General features: G+C 53.3%; 17 protein-coding genes and 4 pseudogenes. 15 read left to right on the top strand and 6 right to left on the bottom strand.

The features are described 5' to 3' along the window. Together BM395_RS23490 and BM395_RS22830 are read left to right on the top strand one after the other, a co-directional pair. The coding region (locus BM395_RS23490; RefSeq protein ID WP_212633041.1) for a hypothetical protein at positions 1 to 417 on the top strand (417 nt) is incomplete at its 5' end. Next, positions 414 to 866 (top strand): hypothetical protein, encoded by a 453-nt coding sequence (locus tag BM395_RS22830; RefSeq protein WP_090515893.1) that lies wholly within the window; start codon positions 414 to 416, stop codon positions 864 to 866. The genes BM395_RS23490 and BM395_RS22830, both read left to right, overlap by 4 nt. Before the next feature lie 127 nt (positions 867 to 993). Here BM395_RS22830 and BM395_RS22825 read toward each other — a convergent pair whose 3' ends face one another. Continuing rightward, positions 994 to 1,173, bottom strand: coding sequence for a hypothetical protein (locus BM395_RS22825; protein WP_090515891.1), 180 nt, complete (start codon positions 1,171 to 1,173; stop codon positions 994 to 996). A 249-nt stretch (positions 1,174 to 1,422) separates the two neighbouring features. Continuing rightward, positions 1,423 to 2,543, bottom strand: a protein-coding gene (locus BM395_RS22820) for an IS3 family transposase (protein ID WP_090515889.1) whose coding sequence is annotated in 2 segments (ribosomal slippage) — positions 1,423 to 2,285 and positions 2,285 to 2,543 — 1,122 coding nt in all. Because the reading frame shifts where the segments join, the coding sequence is not laid out codon by codon here. Between the two features lie 426 nt (positions 2,544 to 2,969). Between BM395_RS22820 and BM395_RS22815 the strand changes: the two genes are divergently transcribed. From BM395_RS22815 to BM395_RS22800, 4 genes are all read left to right on the top strand, one after another. Further along, positions 2,970 to 5,267 (top strand): AAA family ATPase, encoded by a 2,298-nt coding sequence (locus tag BM395_RS22815; protein WP_090515886.1) that lies wholly within the window; start codon positions 2,970 to 2,972, stop codon positions 5,265 to 5,267. Beyond that, positions 5,264 to 7,135, top strand: a complete 1,872-nt coding sequence (locus tag BM395_RS22810) for a UvrD-helicase domain-containing protein (protein WP_090515884.1) — start codon at positions 5,264 to 5,266, stop codon at positions 7,133 to 7,135. Before BM395_RS22815 ends, BM395_RS22810 begins: the two co-directional genes overlap by 4 nt. A gap of 161 nt (positions 7,136 to 7,296) precedes the next feature. Next, a complete protein-coding gene (locus tag BM395_RS22805) occupies positions 7,297 to 8,688 on the top strand; it encodes a glycosaminoglycan attachment protein (RefSeq protein ID WP_090515882.1) in 1,392 nt (463 codons plus the stop codon). A gap of 148 nt (positions 8,689 to 8,836) precedes the next feature. Then, positions 8,837 to 9,952 (top strand): DUF3800 domain-containing protein, encoded by a 1,116-nt coding sequence (locus BM395_RS22800; protein WP_170860644.1) that lies wholly within the window; start codon positions 8,837 to 8,839, stop codon positions 9,950 to 9,952. 470 nt (positions 9,953 to 10,422) lie between these two features. On the opposite strand, the gene BM395_RS22795 is transcribed toward BM395_RS22800, so the two are convergent. Then, the gene (locus tag BM395_RS22795; RefSeq protein WP_090515878.1) at positions 10,423 to 10,872 is read right to left on the bottom strand and encodes an antitoxin Xre/MbcA/ParS toxin-binding domain-containing protein; all 450 of its coding nucleotides are present in this window, start codon (positions 10,870 to 10,872) and stop codon (positions 10,423 to 10,425) included. Between the two features lie 345 nt (positions 10,873 to 11,217). Between BM395_RS22795 and BM395_RS23920 the strand changes: the two genes are divergently transcribed. The 4 genes and pseudogenes from BM395_RS23920 to BM395_RS23485 form a co-directional block, all read left to right on the top strand. After that, positions 11,218 to 11,385, top strand: coding sequence for a DUF2169 domain-containing protein (locus tag BM395_RS23920; RefSeq protein WP_090515876.1), 168 nt, complete (start codon positions 11,218 to 11,220; stop codon positions 11,383 to 11,385). Positions 11,386 to 11,854: 469 nt separating this feature from the next. Beyond that, positions 11,855 to 12,196, top strand: a pseudogene (locus BM395_RS22780) (DDE-type integrase/transposase/recombinase); the annotation flags it as partial. A 314-nt stretch (positions 12,197 to 12,510) separates the two neighbouring features. After that, on the top strand, positions 12,511 to 13,029 hold the full coding sequence (locus tag BM395_RS22775; protein ID WP_090515871.1) for a hypothetical protein: 519 nt from the start codon (positions 12,511 to 12,513) through the stop codon (positions 13,027 to 13,029). Positions 13,030 to 13,141: 112 nt separating this feature from the next. Next, positions 13,142 to 13,300: pseudogene (locus BM395_RS23485) on the top strand (IS21 family transposase); the annotation flags it as partial. Here BM395_RS23485 and BM395_RS22770 read toward each other — a convergent pair. Next, positions 13,261 to 15,300 carry a KAP family P-loop NTPase fold protein gene (locus BM395_RS22770; RefSeq protein WP_244529035.1) on the bottom strand — a complete coding sequence of 680 codons (2,040 nt, stop codon included), beginning with the start codon at positions 15,298 to 15,300 and terminating at the stop codon, positions 13,261 to 13,263. The pseudogene BM395_RS23485 and the gene BM395_RS22770 overlap by 40 nt on opposite strands. 527 nt (positions 15,301 to 15,827) lie before the next feature. Between BM395_RS22770 and BM395_RS22765 the strand changes: the two are divergent. Then, positions 15,828 to 16,076: pseudogene (locus BM395_RS22765) on the top strand (integrase core domain-containing protein); the annotation flags it as partial. Here BM395_RS22765 and BM395_RS22760 read toward each other — a convergent pair. Beyond that, positions 16,069 to 16,260: a DUF3800 domain-containing protein gene (locus BM395_RS22760; RefSeq protein WP_090515867.1), complete on the bottom strand. Its 192-nt coding sequence runs from the start codon at positions 16,258 to 16,260 to the stop codon at positions 16,069 to 16,071. The pseudogene BM395_RS22765 and the gene BM395_RS22760 sit on opposite strands and share 8 nt — an antisense overlap. A gap of 87 nt (positions 16,261 to 16,347) precedes the next feature. Between BM395_RS22760 and BM395_RS23685 the strand changes: the two are divergent. After that, positions 16,348 to 16,476: pseudogene (locus BM395_RS23685) on the top strand (AbrB/MazE/SpoVT family DNA-binding domain-containing protein); the annotation flags it as partial. A gap of 80 nt (positions 16,477 to 16,556) precedes the next feature. Here BM395_RS23685 and BM395_RS22755 read toward each other — a convergent pair. Beyond that, positions 16,557 to 17,753, bottom strand: coding sequence for a HEPN-associated N-terminal domain-containing protein (locus BM395_RS22755; RefSeq protein ID WP_280142257.1), 1,197 nt, complete (start codon positions 17,751 to 17,753; stop codon positions 16,557 to 16,559). Between the two features lie 517 nt (positions 17,754 to 18,270). On the opposite strand from BM395_RS22755, the gene BM395_RS22750 reads away from it, so the two are divergent. The 3 genes from BM395_RS22750 to BM395_RS22740 form a co-directional block, all read left to right on the top strand. After that, entirely contained in the window at positions 18,271 to 19,236 is a 966-nt protein-coding gene (locus BM395_RS22750; RefSeq protein WP_090515864.1) for a PIN domain-containing protein, read from the top strand. A gap of 90 nt (positions 19,237 to 19,326) precedes the next feature. Next, positions 19,327 to 19,671, top strand: a complete 345-nt coding sequence (locus tag BM395_RS22745) for a hypothetical protein (protein WP_244529034.1) — start codon at positions 19,327 to 19,329, stop codon at positions 19,669 to 19,671. Between the two features lie 54 nt (positions 19,672 to 19,725). After that, a partial coding sequence (locus BM395_RS22740; protein WP_141124128.1) for a transposase occupies positions 19,726 to 19,998 on the top strand: 273 nt, incomplete at its 3' end.

The following is a 19,998-nucleotide window of genomic DNA, read 5'->3' as shown; positions in this document are numbered from 1 at the left end:
GGCGACGACGAAGCTTTCCGCTATCTTTCTGCCGAGGCTGATGGCTTGCATGCCACTCCGTTTGGTTTTTGCGTGAACAGTTTCACGGTAGACCCCTGCCCCAAGCACCTTGAATGCTACGACTGCCGACACCTGACTCGCTCGGGTATCCCTGAGGAACAGCAAAGGCTAGAACAATTGAAACATCGGATGTTTGCTGTAGTTAATGTCATCGAGGCCAGTCCACCTGAGGCCCGGAATATTGGATGGCAGAATCAGCTAAAACACGCCCAATCTAGACTAGAAAGTCTGGAGAAAATCCTTGTCACTGCTCCGATGGAGCACCCTTTCCCTGAGGGCAAGGATCTCTATCGCGGCGTAGAGGATAAACACGGAACGAGCATACTGGATGAGCCAAAAACTTGGAGGCCTGTATGAGGGCTCGCGAGCTTGAAGCTATCCTCAAACGCATGCTTAACAACAATGTGGTTATCACAGCGCGTTCCGTGATCCGGGAGCAAGATTGCCCCTTCAAGCACGCCAGCGATATAACGCGTCAGCCAGCACGCAAGGCATTACTCGACCAGTATCAAGCACGTCAATCTGAACTACATGCTCTGGTGGAAAAGACAGACAAACAATCTCGTACCAACCTACAAGCGCGTGTGGCCCGACTGACACAGGAAAACGAGACCCTAAAAGCCGAACGCGATCTACTTATTGCTTCTCACAAAGCCATGCTCCTCGCAGTCGGTGAGATGGGCGGTATGGCCGCATGGCGTAAATTTTTCCCAGCTTGGGAAGAAACCCGGCAACAGCTCTCAGCGTTGCAAGCATTACCCAGTGCGAAAATTTTACCTAAACTAACGCCGCTAAAAACAAAATAGACCTGTCGGGCTGACGGCCGGGATGAAGTGCACATCGTGCCGATTACCGGGGGCTAGAAACCAGTACCATTAAATAACCCACCTCATCTTGATGTTGCTCTTCGCGAAGATGTGCTGCCTGCTCTGGCTATGACTGTGGCATAGCTAGCGAAGCGCCAGCTAAACGACCAACAGGCTCCATCTCAAATCCTTTGGCTACAGCTATGTCGAGAAAGCGTGTTTGATAACGAGTACGTTTAGATAATACTTGATAGGCTTCAGCTTTGTAACGACCGATAATTATGTATTTTGCCTCTTCTGATTTCATGGATTTTTGACACTCCTAAACATATAGATTTATTTTGCGCTCAAAGTGGTGACGGCGAATTCCTTGCGAATTGTGAAGCAAAAACCACTACTAGTGATCGACGTCTCCCCGTCTGCGTAATTGCACCCACCTGACCAGTCAGTCGCATTGGTCCTGACCAGCGATTGCATTTGACCTGACCAGTAAGCTATGTGGCTAGACTGCCAGAGCGCGGCCAAAAGTGGTCATGGGACCGACGTCTCCCCATCTTCAGTAGCAGTTGGCTTTAGAGTCCTGAGTAAATGTAACGGTTTTTGAGGCCAGTTGCTCGGCATAGGCGGATGGAGTCAAACCACCAAGTCCTTTATTCGGTCGCTCTTCGTTGTACTCCCGCCGCCAAGACTCAATGATCACCTTGGCCTGCGTCAGACTGGTGAACCAGTGTTCGTTCAGGCATTCATCACGAAAACGGCCGTTAAACGATTCGATGTAAGCGTTCTGATTGGGCTTACCTGGCTCAATTAAAAACAATTTCACTCCACGTTGATTAGCCCAGGTCAGCATGGCGCGGCCGCAGAACTCCTTGCCATTGTCTGTACGGATCGATTTGGGCAATCCTCGCGACACAGCCAGGCGATCCAAAATTCGCGTCAGGGTGTGCCCACCAATGGCTCGTTCAGGCACGATGGCTACAGCCTCATGAGTTGCATCGTCAACCACGGTCAAACTCTTGATCACGCGCCCCTCAGCCGTTCGATCAAACACGAAGTCCATCGACCAGATCTGATTGGCGGTACGCGGGCGACCTAACGGTTGTCGATCCGCTATCGGGATTTTCTTGCGCTTACGCCTTTTTACTTGCAAGCGGGCCTCGGTATACAAGCGTTCTACCCGCTTGTGGTTGACCATCTCGCCAGCCTGACGCAGCTTCAAGTAAATCATTGCTGCGCCATAACGTCGGTGTCTATGAGCCAGGGCTACAATGCGCTCACGCAAGTTCTGGTTACGGTCTGGCCTTGGCTGGTATCGCAGTGCGCTGGCGCTCATGCGAATCACCTGAAGCGCCCGGCGCTCACTCAAACCTCGGGCCGTCATATGGCGCACCAGCTCGCGACGTGAGGGTGCGCTCACCACTTTTTTCGCAAAGCCTCACGGGTGACTTCGATCTCCAGCATTGACTCGGCGAGCATTTTTTTCAGTCGGGCGTTTTCGGTTTCAAGCTCTTTCAGGCGCTTGGCATCCGACACGCTCATCCCGCCAAATTTACTACGCCAGACATAATAACTGGCCTCCGAAAAGCCGTGCTGGCGGCAGAGTTCCTTGATCGGTAACCCAGCCTCAGCTTCGCGCAGGAAGCCAATGATTTGCTCTTCAGTGAAACGTTTTTTCATGTCCAATCTCCTTGGTTGTTGGAATTGGACTCTAAAAGTGAGTGCTACTCAAATCGGGGGAGACGTCGTTCAAACGCACCACGGTGAGCCGCGGGGTCTTCGATAAGGCATGCAGCTAATTGCCGAAACCACCTACAGGGTATGTCGAATGAAAGCCCTGCGCCGGGGATCACCAAAGGAAGGGTAACGGATCCAAAGTCTGGCATCCGCCGCTCTGTTGAAAAGCTCCTCAGCCACGTATGTAACTGGTCTCTGTACTGCCCAGCGATGATCACATGAAACCATGCGCGTTTGCATCGGGCATAGTCACGCCCCGGAGCGCCGAATCCTTGCGAGGATCATTGGTGACTTCCAACCACTGAGCTAAGATCAACACCGTTGGATGGCTTACTGCCATCAGCCCTCTTCCCTTCAAGGATGACCCTAATGCGTATCCAGCACTTGGAGCTCGCGAATTTTCGCAAGCTGAAGTCCGTCAGAATCGATTTAGCCGCCGAAACGACTCTCTTGGTGGGGGCCAACAATAGCGGTAAGTCGTCAGCGATGCTGGCGTTGCGCAAGTTTCTGGTTAAGCCCACGACGTTCCGATTGCAGGATCTGACCCTGTGTCACATCGCCACGCTTGATGCGATTGGGCGTGAGTGGGAACAGGCGGATGAAAGCTTCACGATTCCGAAAACCAACACCTGGGCCGACTGGCTGCCGACACTGGATGTGTGGATACACGCCGCTCAGGGTGAGCTCCACCACATTCGCGATCTGATCCCCAACTTTTCTTGGTCAGGCGGCATGGTGGGAATGCGGTTTCGGTTGGAGCCGGACGACCTTCCAATGCTGTATTCCGATTACCGGAAAGAGCGCACGCGTGTTGCCAAGCTCCTCGAGGAAATACAGAACCAGGCTGCGGATGGACAGGAACGGCCTCCTCTGCAGTTATGGCCGCAAAACCTTCATGACTACCTCAACAGGCGCCTGGTGAAAACGTTCAAGGTTCGTTGGTACCGTTTGAATCCCAGCGAGCTTTCACCCCCTAATCCCAAGACTAGAACCGCTACCCTTCAGGCACTGGCCGATACTGCAGTACCGCTTGACCGAAATCCACTTCTGAACCTTATCCGTGTTCACGAGATAAATGCACAGCGCGGATTTGGGGATAGTGCCGACGAAGGACAAGAAGAAAGTAAAGCTGGTAGCGGCCGAAAGCTATCTGAGCAGCTACGCACCTACTATCGCCGCCACCTTGACCCTGGCGATAGTCCAGATGTGTCAGATCTGGAAGCGCTGAGGGCGATTGAGGCGGCACAAAGTGCCTTTGACAGCAGACTCACAAGCAGCTTTGCGCCGGCGCTTAGGGAAGTAGCGGGCCTCGGTTACCCAAACAACAGCGATCCCAGCATCAAGGTTGCAACTCGCCTCGGCCCAACAGACGGACTGGATCATGAGGCCGCTGTATTGTTTGAGCTGGACTCGGTTGCGGGTGCACCAGGTGAACCGCGCTTGAGTCTTCCTGAGACATCCAATGGACTGGGTTACCAGAATCTCATTTCCATGATCTTCCGGTTGATGGCGTTTCGTGATGACTGGCTGAGAAAGTCCCGCACTCCCGAGGAGCGCAGTGCTGCTAACGTTGAGCCCATCCATCTAGTGCTGGTCGAAGAACCCGAAGCACACCTGCACGTCCAAGTGCAACAGGCATTCATAAAGCATGCATACCATGTGCTGTGCAATGATCCGTTGCTTGAGGAGTTCCCGAACCTAAGAACTCAGCTGGTCGTCAGCTCCCACTCAAGCCACGTTGCGCATGAAATCGAGTATGAGCACCTGCGGTACTTCAGGCGCCTTCCATCCGGTATGGCGGACATCCCCATCCCCGTGTCCACCGTCTCAAACCTCAGCACGGTATTCGGTCAAGCCGGGAAAACCAAAGAGTTCGTCACGCGCTACCTGCGAGCGCATCACGCAGACCTCTTCTTTGCGGACGCAGTAATCCTGGTCGAAGGGGCTGCAGAGCGAATGATCCTGCCCCACTTCTTGCGGCAGCATTTCAAATTTCTTGATCAGTGCTACATCACCATTCTCGATATCGGAGGAAGCCATGCTCATCGTCTGAGACCGTTGATCGACGCATTGGGTATCGCGACGCTGGTGATTACCGACCTCGATGCAGGAAAAAACAAGGCAGCTCAACCTGTGGCCAGGGGGGCTGATCAGGTCACGAACAACCCCACCGTCCGCCATTGGATGCGGGGAACAGGGCTCAGTCATGATGTGGATACGTTGCTCGATCTGGACGACTCGCACAAGGTGGAAGAGATCGATGACCTCTATTCGATCAGAATCGCCTATCAGACCCCTGTGACGATCCGAATTCCAAAATCCGGCGCGGAATCCGAAGCGTTGCCAAACACGTTCGAGGACAGTCTCGTATTGAGCAATGTCCAGCGTTTCACCGGAAAGCCTCGGCGCGGATTGATGCGTGCGTTCAGCGAGGCCATTCAGAAAGCCGATACAGTACAAGCGTTGGGGGTAACTCTGTTCGAGAAGCTGCGTACTGGCGACAAAGCGGAATTCGCATTGGAGGTCTTGGGCGATCCTGACTTCGGTCAGCTCGTGGTACCGGCCTACATTCACGAAGGGTTGACGTGGCTGCAATCGAAGCTTGAGCTCAAACGAAAAGATCTTCTGGTCCTTCCGCCCGCTATCGTCGAGGTGACAGAAGAATGAGTCCGGCAACGACTGAGCATGGTGATCGCGTCCGTGATGCAGATGAGATGATCCGGGATTGCCTGGACTTAGATCGCCCACAGAGCTTCTTCCTGTACGCCGGCGCAGGGTCAGGAAAAACACATTCCTTAGTCACAGCTGTGAGCGAGCTGAAATCGCGTGAGCACAAAAGGCTGACCTTCGAAGGACGCCAAGTTGCCATCATCACCTATACCAATGCGGCGTGTGAGGAGATCGCCCGTCGGCTAGAGCACGATCCCTTGGTGGTCGTATCCACCATACATGCGTTTTCCTGGCGAATGATCCAAGGCTTTAATGACGACATCCGTGAATGGCTGCGCATCAAACTCGCGGAGGATATTGCTGAGCTGAACGATAAGCTCGCCAGAGCCAGGGGAGAAAACAAGACGGCGCGTGCAAACCGTGCGTCCCTCGAAAGCAAAACACGACGGCTGGCAGCACTGGGCGACGTCATCAACTTTACCTACAGTCCAACGGGGGAAAACCGGGGGCGCCAAGCGCTGAATCATGCCGAGGTTGTCCAGATGGCGGCAGCCTTTATTCAGCGGCCTCCTTTGCTGGACGTGATGGCCGATCAATACCCGGTGCTCCTGATCGATGAAAGCCAGGACACCTACGGCCCACTCATGGATGCTTTCCTGACCGCCCAATCACTGATCCCAAAGCGGTTTTGTCTTGGGCTGCTGGGCGACACCATGCAGCGGATCTACAACGATGGGAAAGAGCATTTGGAGCAGGTCATCCCTGCTGACTGGGCCATCCCAGAGAAACCCGTGAACAGACGATGCCCAACGAGGGTGGTTGAACTGATCAACATCATCCGCCGGGCCGCAGACGATCACCAACAGACCCCACGACCCGGTGCCATACGAGGGGCCGTACGTATGTTCTGCACCCGGCAGGTTGCTGCTGGTGGATTTGAGTTGGAGGCGCAGATCGCTCAGCGGATGTCGCAAGTCACCGGTGATGAGCAGTGGGCCGTTGGAACCTCGGCGCGAAAAACGCTCATCCTGGAGCACAAGATGGCTGGCAGGCGCCTCGGTTTTGAGGGGGTCTTTACCCCGCTCTACGCAGCTGAGCATCTGCGCACAAGCTTACTGGATGGCACGCTACCGGTACTCAGACTTTTCTTTGAGGGCCTCATGCCCATCTTGGACGCCGCCAATAGCAGCGAATTCGCCCTCATGGAAGCCGTGCGGTTGAGGTCACCCCTCCTCGATGCTGAGCACATGAAAGTCGCTCCCAATCAACTTGCATTGCTTCAGCAGGTTGGTGGTGCCTGTCAAACTCTGTGTGGGTTGTGCAGCGATAACGACCCTACCCTGGCCGAGATTGTGGGGGTGCTAGCGGAAACGGGGCTGCTCGAAATACCAGATCGGCTCAGAGTGGCCCTCGTGCTGGGTGTGACCGACGAGGAGCCCCCTGAGACCGTCGACCGTGAAGCACTTGAGGTGCATGCCTACCGGCTGCTGTTGGGGCGACATTATTCTGAAATGGCCGCATTCGCAGGGTATGCCCAAGGCTTGTCCCCTTTCGATACCCACCAAGGGGTGAAGGGGTTGGAGTTTCCAAGAGTCATGGTGATTCTCAATGATGAAGAGGCTGGAGGGTTCCTCTTCAGCTACGAGAAGCTGCTGGGCGTTGAGCCGCCCTCAGCGAACGACATCAAGAATCAGCGCGCTGGTAAGGATGACGCGCTGTCCCGGACGCGACGTTTGTTGTATGTCACTTGCAGCCGGGCCGAGGAAAGCCTCGCGATTGTGGTGTACACCGCGCAACCCGAGCTCGCGAAGCAACGGGTTATCGAGGCCGGCTGGTTAGAGCCTGAAGAGGTGGAGATCGTATGATCCCACCCGCTGATTCTGCCGAAAGGAGCTAGCCGGCTCTTACTCTCGCAACCACTTTCCAGAGCAGGGTAAAGACACGCTGGACGCATGACCCTTTTGGATCAATTCCGTCGCCATTTTACTCATCTCGCAACGTAACCTGCATCAGGACGGAGACGCACATGACGAGTGTGACAATCCAGAAAATGGATTTGAAGCGTTTTTCAGCCCTCATAGGGCAGTCGCGCAGCCCGATGACTGAGCTTTTCACCCGGGAGATTGGATGGTTCTCCAATGAAGAGGAGACCGTCCTCGGGATACTGCTGATCGACATCTTCGACAAGGATTTTACGGCCATATTGCTCGGGAGAGACGCCATAGGTCGCTATCGATGTTTCGACCAGAAGATTTCCATGGAAACGCCTCAGGAAGCTCATACCTGGCTGGTAGACCGCATTACGGCCGTGACTTTGAGCGGCCAGACGGTTTTCGAGCAAGACGATGAAACTGGTGAGGCGATGGAAATCTTCACCCCGGTCAAAGCAGAGGAAAAGCTTCATCCCTATTTTCGAATCCTGTCTACTCAACCTTCTCATGTCGCAGCAAGAGGCATCATCCGAGAGATGATGCCCCACTACGTCGATATCGACGGCAATTTCATTGAGCAATTCCAGACCACAGGCTTTGATGCAAGGGTCTGGGAGCTCTATCTGAACGCTTATTTGGTGGAGGAAGGGCTCTTCTTCGATCGCGAGCACTATGCCCCGGACTTTATCATTCAAAAGTACGGGCATAGCGTAGCCATCGAAGCGACCATCGTTGGCCGCAAGGGCCAGCTGACGGAGGCTGACTTCGACAAAATCACAGAAATGACTCCGGAGCAAATCAAGGAAAAAACCCGGGATGAAATGCCCATCAGGTTTGGAAGCCCGCTCTTTTCCAAGCTGCAGAAGAAGTACTGGGAGCTTGATCACGTCGCTGGCAAGCCACTGGTCATCGCTATAGCGGATTTTCATGAGAATCAGTCGATGCTGTGGACATCCACGGCCCTCATCAACTACCTCTACGGGGTGCATCACGACCATCACTATGATGAGGCAGGGAAGCTAATCATCACCCCTCAGAAAATCGATAAACACATCGTGGGCGCCAAAGAGATCCCGTCTGGCTTCTTCTTCCAACCAGGCGCGGAAAACATCAGTGCAATCATGTTCTCGGCAAGCGGCACCATTTCCAAGTTCAACAGGATGGGCAAGCAAGCGGGCTTTGGAGAAAGCACCGTACGGCTGTTCCGTATGGGCACTTACCACGATCATGATCCCGACGCTTCTATGCCGAAAATGTTCGCATATGAGGTCGATGAAAGCTGCGGGGAAACATGGGCCGAGGGCATGAGTATGTTCCATAACCCCAATGCCTTACATCCGGTACCGGAGAAGCTGTTTCCGTCGATTGCGCATCACTACTTTGAGGGTGAACAGATCGTGAGTCACCTTCCTGATTTCCACGTCTACTCGTCGCTGACCACGATTGTGAACGTTGTGAGTGATGAGGAATGGGAGCGTAGAAAATAGGGCAACAATGGTTGAACGGCTGTTTAACCGACAGGCCAACGCACTCCGCCAACATCCTGTATTAAGGCTTCCACGCCTAAGCAGCCGCAGGGCATGTCAAGAGTGCAATGGACATTTTAGCTGGCTAGCCGCATATCTGGGGGACGACATGACAGATCAGGTGATTGAAGATTCTGCTGAAATCACGTACTTCATCGACGAGTCAGGGAACACAGGCGATCTAATTCTCGGGGGAGAGGCCCTGAGCTACGGGGGACAACCCTATTTCGGTCTGGGGTGTCTTGGTATCAAGGATCTGGCGCAGTTTGAGCGTGACATTAATTCTTTGAAGCTTAAGCACCGCATACAGGCCAACGATCTTAAATCGACAAAAATCTACAAAAACAAGCCCAGCTTCATACTTGACCTTGTTAAATTAATCACGGATAGAAAGATACCATTCTTCATTGAGCTGGTGGAAAAGAAGTTTTTTGCCGCAACCAATCTCGTATTCTACCTTGTATGGCCGCCGTACTTTTCTGGCCCTGAAAGCAAGGGGCTGGATTTCATTCGCACAGTGTTTGCACAGATGCTCACCAAAGAGGCCCCAAACGAGGTCTTCACCAAATACTTCAAAGCGTGCCAGAGCCAAAGCAAGGAGGACCTGCTACAGGCCTTCGAGTACATATTGAAATTCGCTCGATCTGGAGCCACATCGCAGCATGCGAGCATGGTCGAATCGATTCTAGAAACAATAGATGACTTCCAGACTATGCTTCTCGACGAATCCTCAGAAACTGAGGTAGTTCGTCGGTTCCTACCCATGCCGGATCCTGGGAAGAAAGGGAAGGATGTATGGATATTGCCGAATTATTCTTCTCTGACTAACTTGTACGCACGAATCAATCATGCTCACGATGGCGAAATCAAACACGTGAAGCTGGTTCATGACGTTCAGACACAGTTTGACGACATCTTATTTTCGGCCAAACAAGCAGCCGAGGACGCGATACCTGAGCGAGAGATATCTCCCATCGCCAACTATCAGTTCTTGCAGCAGGCAGAGCTGTCGATAGCGCGATCAGAAGACTCAGTGGGCATCCAGGCAGCAGATATTCTTACGGGATTTATGGTTCGCTACGCACAAGACAAGGTCTTCTACAAGGTGGAAACTGCCCCGGAATTATCGATGGCCTTCCACCTCATGGCCTGCGCAGAGGATCCCGAAAAGGGCTATGGGGTCAACTATGTCTGGTGCCATAACATCCTAACTGCGCCGGTTTAGCCGGCACATCACAATGCGGCCACTCTACTGACTGGGTCGCCACTTCGACTGGCGATTACGCCAGCTTCGGGCTTGAACTTACATCGCCAAATTGCCATAAACACAGCGTCCAGTACCTGCGCAGCTCTCGAGCCTGGGGCAGCTTCGTCGACCAGTGACTCATCTTTCGAGCATGACGATCTACTGGCTCAGCCTCATTAGGATTGGGGCAAGAATCGGTACACGAGCAAGCGTGTTGCCAAGCCAATCAAGCCATCTACGGACATAAACTAGTTCCACAGATCGAACTGCGACGACTACAGATTACGGCATGATCGGCTGAGTTGCCCTATGGCAAGCTGGCCCAGGTTTGTAACGACTATACATTACGGTATGTGGTCATTCGGCTACCGTTCCACGCTCTACCGCTTTAGCCATCCTACCAGGCAGACCTTACGTAGATGCCTCCGCCGGCTGATCTGATTGTAAGGTCACAGCACGACCCCTTTTGCGAGTTGCAGGAGCATTTCTTCAACCTGGCTTGTGCCTTGCTGAGTTGTAAGCATCTGCATTGGTGCCATTCCGCCGAATCGCACTTTGGGCTTTGAGAGCCAATGCTTGGCTTTCTCGGACTCACCAAACACCGCATCGGCCATAGCGTGGATATGCGCGACGCGAAAGAAGCGGTCACTCTCTTCAACTGTCAGGAGCTGATCACGGTTGATGCGATTTTTTAGCGCCTGCGGTGGGATGATTTGATCACGTTCGAGCGGCGACACCGTTCCATCTTCAGTCAACTGCACCAGTCGGGCTGCGGGAAAACCTTTCGTAATGGAGTTGTAAATATCCATATCACTGGCCAAGACAGAAATATCAAGCAAGGTTTCTAGGTGTGCACGGTACGCAGAGTATCCAGAGCCGCGAAGAAGTTCAGCTCGCATAGCGAATCTCCTGTCCCTTTTCAGTACCTTACATCCCACCTCAATGGCGCATGGGCGGGCGATCCGTTGGAATTTCGAACCTCATCCCGTTTGAACCTTTCGCGAGGTGCCCTGCCCTACTCGCCAGAATAACGGAACCGAGTTGGTCGACGTAGACGCCAAGAAGACCGCCCTCAACTAAAAGGCAAGGAGGGCCATGACGATCGTAGTCAGTCCTCGTTTCCCACTCAGGGATTCGAGCATCGTTTCTATCACGGCAACCGCTATCACTGCCTTTTTCTGCCAAGGCAACGCTCGCCTGGGATTATCAATGGAGTGATGACGGCGCTCGAGCGTTAGCCCTTTCTGTGCCTACAGGATACCTGGCGCGACGAACCCAAGCGCTCCAGCCTGCTTTACCCCAGCGACTTGACTGCCTTCAAGCCAACAACTGAGGTGTTGATTGTAGGCACCGTAAGGCCACCTGAAAGCCACCCTCTATCCACGTTTTACGCCTTGCTGAGAATTGGCTAACTGGAAAACGCCTTCGCTTGCGCGGCCCCCGCTACTGGCAACAGAGCCTGCTGGGCTGCTGGAAACTGAGCGAGTCTGAGCCAACGAACGGCGTCGCCCTGCTCCATGGAAATGCTTATGGCGGCTGCATCGGTTAAAAGCCGCACTACGATGAGGGCGAATATTTTCCTGATAACCCGGTCGACTGCGGTTTTGTCGACCTGCGCACGGTTGACTCCGCACAACGTTACCATGCTCAAAGTCTGAGATGATCCTCTTAAGGAGTTTGATCGTCCGATTTCACCTGCCGGTTTCGGCCTGCTACCAGGCCATGTCCCTGAACGCCAACACTATGCAGGGACCCACACCATGACCTTGCGTTTTCACACTATCCTCGCTTTCGATGAACGGATACAACGCATCAATCTGTTACAAGCCACGCCGCTAAAGAGGTGCGCCGTGGGTAATCCGATTAAGGCCGAACGCACGGGTAGCCGCCTCGATGCAACTGCAAGGACTGCGCGCCTAGGCCGCCAAGAAGTTCAAGGCCACGACCAATTCCCAGCACTCGCTGCCAGTAGCAGAGAACCTGCTTAAGCAGGATTTCACGGCATCTGCGCCGAATTAGAAATGGGGTGACATCACCTACCTGCATACGGGGGAAGGCTGGCTGTATCTAGCAGTGGTCATTGATCTGTATTAACGGATGGCGATCGGCTGGGCTATGAGCGAACGCATGAAGGCCGACTTGGTCTGCAATGTCTTGCACATGGCGCTGTGGCGACGCAGGCAGCCTAAGGGAGTGATCGTGCATAACGACCGCGGCAACCAGGATGAAAGTTTAGCGTCAAGCTAGGTGCCATTGGCACACCGGAAATTGGTGCAACTAGTCTGTTACAAAACATTTGCAACAGGATGGGTCGTTTGGGCTGCAACACCCATTCAACCATGAATCCCCCCAGCTACGCAGCAGTGATGCTATTTCCGGCTATGCCGAGAAAGCAACACCAAGCGAAACGACCTACTTTGTTCAACGACAGGCTATGTTGGAAATGTTCATGAGCCACCTAAGCCACTGATTCGACCAATTCGTTTTCGACGTCTACTCTTTCAACGGGCTATGTCCATAGCGTTCATGATGATTCCTTGAATGTCGAATTGAAGCTGAGAAATTCGGGCTCTGAAGTCGCTTTCGATAAGGAAATTTCATTCCACACGGTTAAGCATTGGAGCCTCGTGACAGACCGGAATCACCAGATTGTGGATGTTTCAGCTACCTATGACGTCTCTCTCTCCGAGAAGGCTGGAAGCGTAGCCAGGAAAAAGATTCACCACGAATTAAAGCCTCAAGAAACGGATAGAATCAGGTTTAAGCTGCGCTCGAAATTTTGGGCAGACCCGGACGGATTGTCGCTCTATCTCATTGAGATTAACGTTCATTTCAATGAGGAAACGGCGCCAGCGACCTTCCGTCAGACGATTGTGAACGTGCGTCCATCGCACATTAGCCAAGCCTCGTTTTTTGGAGGCTACTCACCCGAAACGGTAACGAATAACAAGGCCTTGGCCCGCGAGGTTCTTGAGTTGCATGCAGGAGGTGTTGGCGTTGAGGACTATGTGGTCGGAGCGTTGGAGTCATGGATGCTAGCGCCCGACACACCGTAGGCTACAGGCAGAGTTGTTGATGCTGCTGGCGTGTTGCCGCTGACCGAAAACTGACCCAGGTGTTCAACTGCTTCTGCTCGCTTTTCGAGCAGGAGAACACAGGGTGATCAGCATGGAAATGTTGGGGAAAATTCGGCGATGTACTTTCGCGACAAGCTGTCGCTGCATCAGATAGCCAAGCGTACCGGGCTGTCGAGAAACACTATTATGGGTGAGAGCACTCGGAGCCGCTCAGCCGGCGTACCAACGGTGCGCAACCTTTAACAAAGTCTGCATGGTTTCAAGGCGAAATTCGATGGTCTGGCTGGTCGACAGTAGATCGTCAACCAACTCTGCGGCGATTTGGCGTTGTTCTTGAGCATTGGCGCTTTTTACGACATTGCCAATTTTGTCCAGACCAATCATTGACCGGAGATCGAGTGACGCCGTCAGTTCGTTGCACAGTTTTCCCAGCATCAGACGCACTGTCCGTGGTGGTAGGCGGTCAAGGAGGTTGGCGATTACACGCATTGCATTATGACGGCGGGCAGTCGTCTCCAGGTGTAGATCGCTGACCAGCTCATGGAGCAGGTGCGCGTGGTCATCGCTTAGGACGACATTATCAGCGCGCGTTGACAGTTGCTCAACCACACCGCGAGTATCGCCAGACATCAGCAGGTTGTAGATAACGCTGGTCCCGGCACCAAACTTTCGACTTATTGGATCTTCAGACAGCAGAAGCAGACTCTGAAGAGAGTCTGGCCAACGAATACCAACAAGGCTGGACAGGAATTGACGAAGCTCTCTACAGTCATCGCGGATGGTCGTTGTCTTTGTATCCTTGTCCAAGGTTACATAACGCTTACCCAATAACGCTTGGGCCTCAACTGGTTGATCTAGGAGTGAGCCTTCATTCACCAGTAACTGGGTCAGTCGACCGAGCAGCAACGGGTCATCCTGAAGATCGCGATAGAAGTCCGGAAAGCTCACCCGCGCTGCACTGAGTGCACCCAGGGATATGGGGTGAGCAGTCACCGATCCCTCGTGCAGACCGCCTGGTCGCTCCCCTGCACTGCCCTCGTATTCACGACGTTTCGCCAACCACCAGGACTGTGCAAAAGCGTTGACAATTTGCAGAGCGTTCCGGGGATCCGCGACATTCACATGGATCATCCGATCAATCACTTGCTCCGGGCTGGTGCCCGAAGTCTTCAGGTCGCTGACAATCTCAGTAAATGACAGGAGATTTTTCAGCGCGAATTGCCTCATGTCTCCTCGAGGTACTGGCGGGATTTCAAGTCGAAATTGGAAGATGCGATCAAGGTACCGACGAGCGTCCATGTGCGTGAAAACGGTACCTGGCTGCTCAGGGTTTTTGCCGCGACCACGCGCCAGCGCATCGGCTACTTTTGCTTCGTCACACGAGATCACAAACACTAGTCCCAACCCGTGTGGAAGCTTTTCAGAGGGGATTTCCATGAACGCCCGGACGGCGTCGAGGCCGAGCACCATTTCTTCTGCTGAGAGCCGATCCAGATCATCGACGAAGATCACCAGGCGCTCGCAAGGGTTTACTTTTCGAAATATCCCCGAAGGCTCCTTGAACGCTTTCAACTGTTCGAGGAGCATCTCTTCGTATTGTTCTGCGCTGGCGCTGGGAAGAGAAACCTTGGTGATCGACCGGAAGCTATCGACCTTTGAGGGCTTCAGGTTCTTGAGTAGATAGCTGTAGGCACCGCTTATTGCCAAGATGAAGGTCGATCGAACATAGGGGTCGCTCCATGGGAGGACGGTTAGCCCAACCCACAGCACACCAAAAAGCAACAGTATGGCCACCAGGAAGGCAGGCAACGGCATCGACCACGCGCGCCATAACTGACAGGCATACTCTCGAAATCCTTTCCACTGATGCTCAACCTGTGTGATGTTGCGGAAGAGCTTGTCATGAAGCGCCTGTTCGTCTCCCCCAAGCTCGATAAAAACATGGCGCAGAAGCGCGCGCTTGATGTCCTGATCTTTCCCGCCGAAACGCCAGGCATTAAAAGTGATGCTCTTGATGCGAGACCTGCGCGAGATTTTACCGGAACCGTCGGATGCACCGTCTGCGAGGCCTTGGGTGTAAAGCTCTTTGATAGAGCTTTTCCCGGTTCCCCATCCGCCGAGTAATCCAATGCTGAACGGAGGCTTATGGTGATCGGCCTCAATGAGGCTCTGGAGTGCCTGGGAAAAATGCCTGTGACCAAATGCATCCTGAGCTTCGTTTTCGATTTGCCGATCTAGCACTGCCGGCATTGGCTTGTAGGATTCAGGCATGCGTTGCGTCCTTCAACGTGTTACTGGCGGGCTGCCACTATCGCTCAAGCCTACTGGAAGGGTGGAGGGCAACACAACTTTGCCCTTGGTACAAATTTGGGCTCGAATTCGTGCTAAGCATTAAAGCCAAATCACAAAGGCCGTCATCGACGTGATCACATTGCGATAAAACTGAGTTAGACGACGGAACATCCCTTCTCCTATGCCATTGAAAGACTGCTTGGGGAACCGCCAATAATTTATACGAGGCGCTATGTTTGATACGCTTGTTTCGTCGCTAACACAGTCAACAGTCCATGGGATTAGCACTCACGCACCTCGTTGACCATCAGGTGGGCCACCATGTTAACCAGCTCAGCAGATGTCCGCCCTTGAACTTGCAGGTCTGCTTGGCGCACGCGGTCGATAAAATCCGTAATCCCCATTTGCAACAGATCTACAGCGCCATCAGCCCTGCGCAGTTCCAATTGTGTGTACCCGTCAATACCCTGCCCGCCAATGCCCATTACCGCATGCGCCAGAGCATGAGTTGTCGTAGAAACTGTTGGGATAATACGCCAATAGAGCGCGTGTTTCGCAGTTTGAAAACTGAATGGGTAGCGAGTGTGGGCTACATGACGGCTCACGAAGCGCACCGAGACATCAATCATTACCTGATGCATCGGTACAACTGGATTCGACCGCACCAGTTCAACGATGGGCTGGCCCCGCCTCAGGCCGAGAAAAAACTTAACGTCGTGTCCGGGATTAGTTGACCACTACAATCTCACCCGTTTGAAAGTGCTGTAAGCGCAGCGCTTCTGCTCGCTCGTAGGCCCCCAACATATTTTTCTCGGCTATGATGATCGAGCAGATCACAAAGAAGCCAGAGCTTCCCGATTTCGACGTATCCAGGTCATGATTGCCAGACTCATCGACGAATGCGAACGTCCTTCCCACGCAACTACTCCATCAGTCAAAGCGCAATGCGCCGCGACTCGCATGTTACCTGAGTTCCAGCCGGCCGCAGCCATATAGTCAGCTAGTCTGGTGGAGGAATTTTTCGGCAACACACGCTGCCTTTTCCTATCGAAAAAGCCTCAGATCGCGGATCGGATAGACGAACTCACGGAAGCATGGGATAGCGGACAGCTCGGCAACGCTAAGAATAAATGAGACGACCACAATGCGCTTCCTTGAAGCTCCGGCGCACCAGACTCCAGGCATTATCAACCAGCGCAAAACGCCTATTCTGGTCAAAAAATTTCGATGTTTTCAACATTTGCATATACATCCAAGCTGACATCGACCGCCCTGTCCAACCTCAGAAGCGCTCCACTTCCCTGCGTTTCTTCGGCATCAGTACATGCAGTAGAGTCAGCGAAAATCACGATCGCCTTCTGCCCAGTCTTTGAACTGGGGTAGATGATTCCGTCTATCTGAGCTCCATCTCCAGTCCGATACACATGTCGAAAATACTCTGTCACCACTTGGGTGGGCACGTACTCAGCGTGTGCTCTATCACTACGCTCAATTGGCTTGGTGAAATCGTCGATAAAGTTATTCATGAACCGGTAATAGTTACGCAGCTTCTGGAGTGTTGGATCGAAGAGGCTGGGAACAGGAAGCGACTTCGATAGATCCACCACTCTAAGATCTCGAAGAGCAGTGAACTCGCCCGAGGCGACCTTCTTCCCCTTCGCATTGTCAGGCTCGTAAATCTCACGAATGGCTGTATTGAGATCAAATGCACCATAGAACATCGGAATGCCTACTGGGCTCATCCTATTAGGCATATTTGCTCGTTCGGCTGGAGGTGGGCCAAGATCCTTGGCCTGCGTTATCAACTCGTCCTGGTCGACGATCCGAACGCGATAAATTTTTTTCCCGCCCGGAACCGTATCAATAAGACCTAGACTTCCCACAACCCGGCCCAAGGTCTCCAGGATGTCAACCGGGTTCATTTCGTCATGCTGGTCACGATCGTATGCTGGGTTGACCGCCCTGAAAAAGACGAACCGCGCGGTGTGAGTGATGAATTTACTGAAGCTCTGCCAGCCGTAGACCAATATCTTGTGAAGAGGGAGAGAATACGGGTCTTTCTCGCACCATCCGGTGTCATGAATTGACCCGGCAATGGTATCTAGAATCTCTTCTGGGCAATCGGGGCCTACGTCGTAAAGCAGCTCATAAATGTTGTAAACATTACCTTGCCACCCACCTTCTCGGGTCTCGTAGGGAAGTCCTTCATTGGCTGGATCGCCCCACTCCAAGCAGAGGCTGTTCACCACGTGCTCTATCACATTATCCATGGCGGACACTTTGACTGATCTATCGCAGTAGGAGCAGGTACCGGGACTACGATGTCTCCTTACGAATTTTTTCAGCCCAGCGTCTTGAATGCACCTCTCGCATACATAGGTATCCTCAACGCTCGAATAGCCGCGCTCCATTTCCTCTTCCCGCATCCTTTGGACTCTGCCCATCCCGGTAATCTCATTCTGTAGTGAATCTAATCTGCTGGCTTTGCCGACGCAGAAACTTAGAGGATCTCGAAATCGGGGAGTCCTAATCGGCCTTCAAGTAGTAAGGGGGAAATCGCGGGCATCACTCTATCCATGCTGCGGCGACTGACCAAAACCTCTGAGGCTGATAGCCGACGTCGCGAACCCTAGCTTAGCCTTTTCGGTGATCTATCGAAACGTTCGACTCCATGCGGTGAACGCGGGCGGCGATGCCGACCTAATGGCTTAGTAAACTCAATTCCCCGCCCTGCTCTTGCGTACCAAAGCGCTCGCCCATTTCGGGCCAGCCGAAGACGTGTTTGCAGATGCATATACCACGCAGACACGCTTTCTGAAAGGTAGGCGCAGTCGAAGGATTCCAGTGGATGTTTGATCTAGGGTGATCCAATATTTGGCGGCTTTTACAGCGTAGTACGCTTACTACTTTAGGATTGAGACAGCGTTGATGCGATTTTTTTTGGATACAAACATTTGGAGCTACATCGCGAATGAGGATGCTGGCTGTGAGCTTGCAGCGGTCGCTAGGGCCGCAGACGTTGAGATTGTCGTCTCCCCTGCCGTGGTGGATGAGGTACAGCAACTGCCGGTTCCGGAAGCCCGCCGCAAGGTTCTGCAGCTACTGACAAAAAAGGACTGGAAGCGACTGATGCCCGAGGTGTTCAGCGAATGCGCGGAGCTCAAGTCAGAGATCATCAAGCTTCGACCTGAGTGGGTCATAGCCGAACCTAACCTTAGGGAGTTCAATCGGGTCAGGTACGACTGGGTAAGGCGAACCGGAGGCTACTGGGATCGCGCGCGCCGGGAGATCGAAACACCACCAACGAATGAAAGTGTTCGACGGGACGAAGAAGAACGCTTGGCTGTGGAGCAGTCGTTCGCGATAAGGGAGCGCATGAAGAAAACCAAGCCTGGCGGAGATACACACCTACAGTACGTCGGGCATGTCCCAGAGGCTGGCACTCCAGGCTGGACTGGAAAGCCCGTGCATTACTGGCGGATGCCCAGTCTGCACATGTTCAAATCGGAACTGCAGGTGTATGAGAGTGCGGTGAGAGAATGGCTCGATAGCGAAATTGACGTGCCCGCTATGCTTTCATCGCCAGAGTCGATGAATCGATTATGGCTGCACGAGTTAGACCCCGCCGCAGTTCCGCGGCAATGGCTGCGTGGATCGTTTGAGTTTCTTCAAGCTTGGCACAAAGTCACTACCGGCACCCCTGGCGACACACGACTGGCGACCCATCTAGTTGATGCGGACATCATCATATCGGCCGATAAGAATTTCGTCCGCTTTGCAGAGCGTTGTAGAGAGGATGCACCGTTCAAAATTGGCAAAACACTGCGTGCGCAGGCAAATCGAGTTGGCGTGGACGAGGTGCTGCAATGGATCTCCAAGCCCGACACCCTTTGATGTTCTGTTTCGTGGGTACGCTGTTGATTCCTAGGCCTGTTCCGGGGCAGATGCCCCACAATTGCAGTCGGCTGAAACGAGGTAGCCAGTATGAATGACAACCGTGAGCAGTCGGGTAACGAGCAAGAGCTAGAGAGTTTCCTGCAAAAACAGCAGGCGGACTTCAACGAGCGTAGCTATTGGCTTCAGCATTCGCTGGGCGCGGAAACCCATTGGCTTTTTATCCAGGCGTATGATGCCCTGAAACATGAACTCTACTTGCCGGCTTGCACTGGATTTCTGACCGGAATTGAGGGCTCGCTTCGCAATACGATGGCTCAAGTGAAGATCCCTGCCCCAATCGACAACGTTGACGATATCTCACTGCTCAGTAACTCACTGTTGCGCCAAGCTAGGGCCAATGGCATGTCAATCGACGCCTTAGGGAAACTCTGAAGAAGACTTCCTTATTTTGGCAAAATGCCCGGACTCCACCCGCCGAGTTTTCCGATGAAGCAGATGACCTTCGCCGACGCCGAGTACGCCGGCAAGCGCAAACAGACCCGCAAAGAGCTGTTCCTGATCGAGATGGATCGGGTGGTGCCGTGGAAGGGTTTGGTTGCCTTGATCGCCCCGCATTATCCCAAGGGCGAAGGCGGTCGTCCGGCGTATCCGCTGATGGCGATGCTGCGGGTTCATCTGATGCAGAACTGGTTTGGCTACAGCGACCCGGCGATGGAGGAAGCGCTGTACGAGACCACCATCCTGCGCCAGTTTGCGGGT

The organism is Pseudomonas marincola, assembly GCF_900116605.1.
GTDB classification, from domain to species: Bacteria; Pseudomonadota; Gammaproteobacteria; order Pseudomonadales; family Pseudomonadaceae; genus Aquipseudomonas; species Aquipseudomonas marincola.
Note: the sequence above shows the minus strand (reverse complement) of the source record. Positions and strands in the feature narration are given on the sequence as shown.

Coding starts and splice junctions, on each gene's coding strand:
- BM395_RS22810 (WP_090515884.1), top strand. CDS start 5,264: ATGAGTCCGGCAACGACTGAGCATGGTGATCGCGTCCGTGATGCAGAT.
- BM395_RS22830 (WP_090515893.1), top strand. CDS start 414: ATGAGGGCTCGCGAGCTTGAAGCTATCCTCAAACGCATGCTTAACAAC.
- BM395_RS22825 (WP_090515891.1), bottom strand. CDS start 1,173: ATGAAATCAGAAGAGGCAAAATACATAATTATCGGTCGTTACAAAGCT.
- BM395_RS22815 (WP_090515886.1), top strand. CDS start 2,970: ATGCGTATCCAGCACTTGGAGCTCGCGAATTTTCGCAAGCTGAAGTCC.
- BM395_RS22750 (WP_090515864.1), top strand. CDS start 18,271: ATGCGATTTTTTTTGGATACAAACATTTGGAGCTACATCGCGAATGAG.
- BM395_RS22755 (WP_280142257.1), bottom strand. CDS start 17,753: ATGGAGCGCGGCTATTCGAGCGTTGAGGATACCTATGTATGCGAGAGG.
- BM395_RS22745 (WP_244529034.1), top strand. CDS start 19,327: ATGAATGACAACCGTGAGCAGTCGGGTAACGAGCAAGAGCTAGAGAGT.
- BM395_RS22770 (WP_244529035.1), bottom strand. CDS start 15,300: ATGCCGGCAGTGCTAGATCGGCAAATCGAAAACGAAGCTCAGGATGCA.
- BM395_RS22805 (WP_090515882.1), top strand. CDS start 7,297: ATGACGAGTGTGACAATCCAGAAAATGGATTTGAAGCGTTTTTCAGCC.
- BM395_RS22800 (WP_170860644.1), top strand. CDS start 8,837: ATGACAGATCAGGTGATTGAAGATTCTGCTGAAATCACGTACTTCATC.
- BM395_RS22795 (WP_090515878.1), bottom strand. CDS start 10,872: ATGCGAGCTGAACTTCTTCGCGGCTCTGGATACTCTGCGTACCGTGCA.